The 4,759-nt window shown below is 36.0% G+C and carries 5 protein-coding genes; all 5 read right to left on the reverse strand.

Translation table 11 applies throughout. The annotated features are described in order from the left end of the window. On the reverse strand, positions 1-816 hold an 816-nt coding region (locus tag U9P79_09305; GenBank protein MEA2104818.1), incomplete at its 3' end, for a glycine--tRNA ligase subunit alpha. Between the two features lie 4 nt (positions 817-820). Beyond that, positions 821-2,416: a tetratricopeptide repeat protein gene (locus tag U9P79_09310; protein ID MEA2104819.1), complete on the reverse strand. Its 1,596-nt coding sequence runs from the start codon at positions 2,414-2,416 to the stop codon at positions 821-823. Positions 2,417-2,945: 529 nt separating this feature from the next. Further along, positions 2,946-3,179 (reverse strand): hypothetical protein, encoded by a 234-nt coding sequence (locus U9P79_09315; protein ID MEA2104820.1) that lies wholly within the window; start codon positions 3,177-3,179, stop codon positions 2,946-2,948. A gap of 87 nt (positions 3,180-3,266) precedes the next feature. Continuing rightward, complete coding sequence (locus U9P79_09320) at positions 3,267-3,923, reverse strand: hypothetical protein (protein ID MEA2104821.1); 657 nt, start codon at positions 3,921-3,923, stop codon at positions 3,267-3,269. 37 nt (positions 3,924-3,960) lie between these two features. Beyond that, positions 3,961-4,759, reverse strand: a 799-nt coding sequence (locus U9P79_09325; protein ID MEA2104822.1) for a phosphatase PAP2 family protein, incomplete at its 5' end; no start/stop codon positions are given.

Raw genomic sequence — 4,759 nt, forward strand, 5'->3', positions numbered from 1 at the left:
GGCACATAATTTTGCCAAAATTCGAATACGTTTAATATAAAAAGCACGTTCGGTTACAGAAATTGCACCCCGAGCGTCAAGCAGATTGAAGAGGTGGGAACATTTTATCAACAAGTCATATCCCGGGTAAATCAAACCGTCCGCAATAAGATTTTGAGCTTCCTTTTCGAACGCTTCAAAATCGGTGAACAGGAGGGAAATATTTGCACGATTGAAATTATAATCGGAAAACTGCTTTTCGTTATCGAAAAATATCTGTCCGTAACTAATTTTTTCATTCCAACGAATATCTTTGTAATCCTCTACTTTTTGGATATACATGGCGAGTCGTTCCAAACCATAGGTCAATTCTACCGGAACTGATTTCAGTTCCACGCCTGCAACTTGTTGGAAATAGGTAAATTGAGAAATTTCCATTCCATCCAACCAAACCTCCCAACCCAAACCGGATGCTCCGAGGGTGGGAGATTCCCAGTCATCTTCCACAAAACGGACATCGTGTTTATCTATCGGGACTCCGATGGCTTTCAGACTTTTGAGATAGAGTTCCTGAATATCATCAGGTGAAGGTTTGATGATCACTTGAAATTGATAATAGCGTTGCATACGATTGGGATTTTCACCGTACCTTCCGTCTTTTGGTCTGCGACACGGCTGAACGTAGGCGATTTTCAGATCAGATTGAGAAAGGGACCCGAAGAAGGTTTCGGGATGGAAAGTGCCGGCTCCCATTTCCAGATCATAAGGCTGATGAATGACGCAATCGTGTTCATCCCAGAAAGTTTGAAGCCGGAAGATGATTTCCTGAAAAGTCAGTTTTTTATCCATCAAAGAATCCCGGTTCGGTGGCTTTTATCAATTCGTCCACCCTTGGAATTTTGTTTTTCAACTTTTTCTTCATAAAGAAATCAGTAGAAAGCGAAAGAGCTTTTTTATAATATTCTTTTGCTGAAATGAAAAAATCATTTGCTTGTTTTTTGTTTTCAATACGTAATTTATCGAACTCATCATAAGTCTCGGAGTTGGCTGCTTTTGCCTTTTTATCATAATCCAAATATGCGTTATAATGATTGTAGCCGCGTGAGTTATCAATCTCGGCAAGAACCATGAATGCTCCCGCATCATTGGAAGCAATTTCAGCTGCCTTTTGAGCGTTTGAGATAGCTTTCGGATAATTTTTGTTTTGTCGGTAAACATCCGCAATCCTTATATACCCATTTTTAGAATCGGGATCGAGTTCGATAAATGTCTGCAAAAATTGAATGGCTTTATCAAAATTGCCCTGTTCAACATAAATGGCAGCAAGGTTCATATAGGGAGTTTTCATATCCGGATTTTTTGCAATGAGTTTTTGATTTTGCTCAATGCACTCTTCAATTCTATCTGTTTTGTGATAAGCGACAGCCAATTTTTTGGCAATGTTACCATCGTCTTCACCTGCATCAATCACAAAAACAAAATGAGGTATTGCTTCGTTATATTCGTCTCTTTCAAAAAGAATACTTCCGATAGATTTATGTGCTATTACATTATCTTCATCTACTTCAATGATTTCGGTATAAGTCTCTAATGCTTCATCACTATTGCCGATATCTTCCCAAATTTCACCAACGCACATCAAATATTTTATCTCTTCCGGATCTTGTTCTGCGAGATGATGGTAAGTTTCACAAGCGAGTTCGGGTTGCTCATTATTTTTATATGCCCAAGCAATTCCTTCCAGGGCGCTGATATAATTGGGGTCAAGTTTCAAAGATTCCTGATAAAAATTTATTCCGTCTTCATAATTACCATCTGCGGCGCATATCCAACCCAAATAACTATAGGCGGAAACATCTTTGGGATTCAATTCAACCACTTTCAAAAAGGCATTTTTCGCATCAACATATTGTTTTGAGTTAAAAAAATTCAGGGCAATATCCATTTTTTCTTGAGCGGCAGAGCCCATCATTGCAGAAGCATTTTCGATTAATTTTGCAACTATTTTTTCACGATCGGATCTCTTTTTTGGTATTTGAATATTGTCTGCCACAACTTTTTCTGTTTGGATATTCATCATGTAATATGTTAGACTATAGAGCGAAGCATCGATCTCGGAAACCATGCCCCAGATTGCCACATCCGCTCCAACTTCGTTGGCAAATTCTACAGACATATTAGGAGAAAGTTCACTGGCTTTCACATTACCAACAACTTTGTCGGTCGTTTTCACTTTTATCACAATAATACCCGAGATATCTTTTGCAACTCGTGGAAAATCACGTTTCAAATATTTGCACATTGATCTGCTGCCCATATCCATATAGGCGAATCCCCATATTGCAAGTTTCCCTTCTTGGGCAAAAGCAACTGAGGTTGAAATGCATAGTGCAAAGAGTGAAAAAAGCACTATATTAATGAGAATTTTTTTCTTCATCTTTCCTCCGATTTCATAAATATTTCTATTCATGTTTTTTCGTATTATTTTTTGATAGAATTCTTCAACCCGCAAATTTTAATCAAGTAATTTTATAAATTTGTTTAAAAAAACTGTCCCTTTTGCAAAAAACTTCTTTTTCGTGTCCTGAAAAATCGATTTTTTTTAATTGGACTCAGTAATTGTAATACTGTGTTTATATTCTCTGTTTTTTCATGAATTTAAAACACATACGCCACATTCAAATCTAAGAGAAAAAATTTAATTCCGATATCTAAAGATACACGAAGGAATTGTTTATCCCCGATTTGCCAGCTATATCCAACACTTTCACTCATTGATTGTAATAGGCTTTTCCGAAGCGTCCCACCGTTTTAGGAATACGGAATATGCCGGAATAATTGCCGGGTTGCACCTTGGACTCTATTCGCCAGTTGATTATTAAAATTCATTACGGCATTTTAATATATTTCACATTTGAATTAGCAGAAAAAAGATTTAAAAGGCTGTTGAAAATAATTTTTGTGAACTATTTCTTTACAGTTACAGATTGGCAGGATACCGTTACTGCGCCGGTAAAACTGGAAATCAATGCATCAATAAATGTAGTTTGTGAGATGATTTCATAGTTTTCTGCTCCACCAGCCATTGTATGGGTGTCCACATCATTGATGGGGATGAGGCCAAACAGAACATACCATGCTCGTACAGTTTGGATATCGTTACCTGTAGCACCTTGACCAACTTGGTGATTTAGGGTCATACAGCCCACAAGGGAGAGAGAAAGTAATGCCAGAGTAAGTATTGTAATGATTATTTTTTTATTCATTCTTAAGTGTCCTCCTTTTTATTATTTGTTTTGTGTTTGTATATTTTTTATTGAACCTATTGAGGATTCAACAGCCTTTAAATTTTTTTTATAAAATTTGATAGGTATTATATAATCAATCACTAATGGAGAAAATGATTTGGAAGATAATAACAATTTCAAAACAATCGCATTTTCTTGTTTGATGATAAATTGATAAGCAACAATATCTTTAATAAGAAAAGCACCCTCTTTCATAGTTTGATCTGCAAATTTATTTTGAACAGATTTTTTAAAAGAATTGATTATCTCATCCGAACCGGAAAGATTTCCGGAAACTAATTTTGAGAGAAAACAATTGGCATTCTCTTTTTTTTCAGCAAAAACTTGCAAGGGAATTAGTTGAACAGGAGCGTTTTTTTCATCATCATTTTGTAGATGGGCATTGGCAATTCTGCTCATTATTTTCTGTGAGACAGGTTTCCAGTGAATTGGGGGGCAAAATGAAATGCCGGAAATGGTGTCAGTAAAAGTTTGTTCGAGCAGATCCTTATCCACATTAAATTTGATCTCCTCAATCTGAGAAAAATCGTTTTTGTTAGAACAATTGTTTAATACTAAAATTAGTAAAATGAAATATATGATTTTTAAGATGAATTTCATAATCTGAAAAATTTGGTTTGTTTGTCTTCTTGTCAATATTTCTGCTCACACGAACAGGAATAAAATTTTTTTATCAAAATTGAAAATGCAAGGTTAAATAGTAATCGGAATTATTTCCTGCAGGATGAAATCCTATGTTCACAGGATTTTCCCGTTTATGAAAATACGGAATTAAATAACCGATGGCAGAACCAACTGCTGCCCCTGTGATAATATCTGTGGGGAAATGCTCTCCCGATTCATACCGAAGGAATCCGATTGTAGTTGCAAGCAAAAGAGAACCGCCCCAGATATATTTTTCATATTCAGAATTTGGGAAATAAGCTGAATAAACGCTGGAAAAAAAAACAGCAGATGAGAACGCAACCGTAGTGTGTCTGGAAAAAAAAGATTCACGAGCATCGCTTTTTGTTTTTTTTTCAAGCGACACATCAGGATTATACACGTAAGGGCGAATTCTTTTTACACCACCTTTTGCATAGGAGGGAATGAAAATTGCCAAAAGAGAAGTTTCCATATACATAGTTCCAAGTATAAAATAATCTTCTCGCATGTCTTCAAAAAAAATGAATCCTGCCGGAGATAGCATTATGGACGCAAGCAGAACATCACTTGCATTTGCCAGATTTTCAGAATAATTATTTACAGCACTTCTATCAAACCAGTTTAAATCATTTTTGGATAGGTTCGCTATTTTGCTTTCGGTCAGGGGCTTAATGTTATCAACTACCATAGGAGCGGTAAGAACCACTGCAAGGTTGGTGCAACCGATTATTCCATCTTTTTGCCAACTGAGTTTATAGGGTGATTGGGCAAAAATCGGTTGAAAAACAAAAAAACCAATTAGGCAAAATATTATTATTTTCATTTTT

This window comes from Candidatus Cloacimonadota bacterium (assembly GCA_034661015.1).
GTDB lineage: Bacteria > Cloacimonadota > Cloacimonadia > JGIOTU-2 > JGIOTU-2 > JAYEKN01.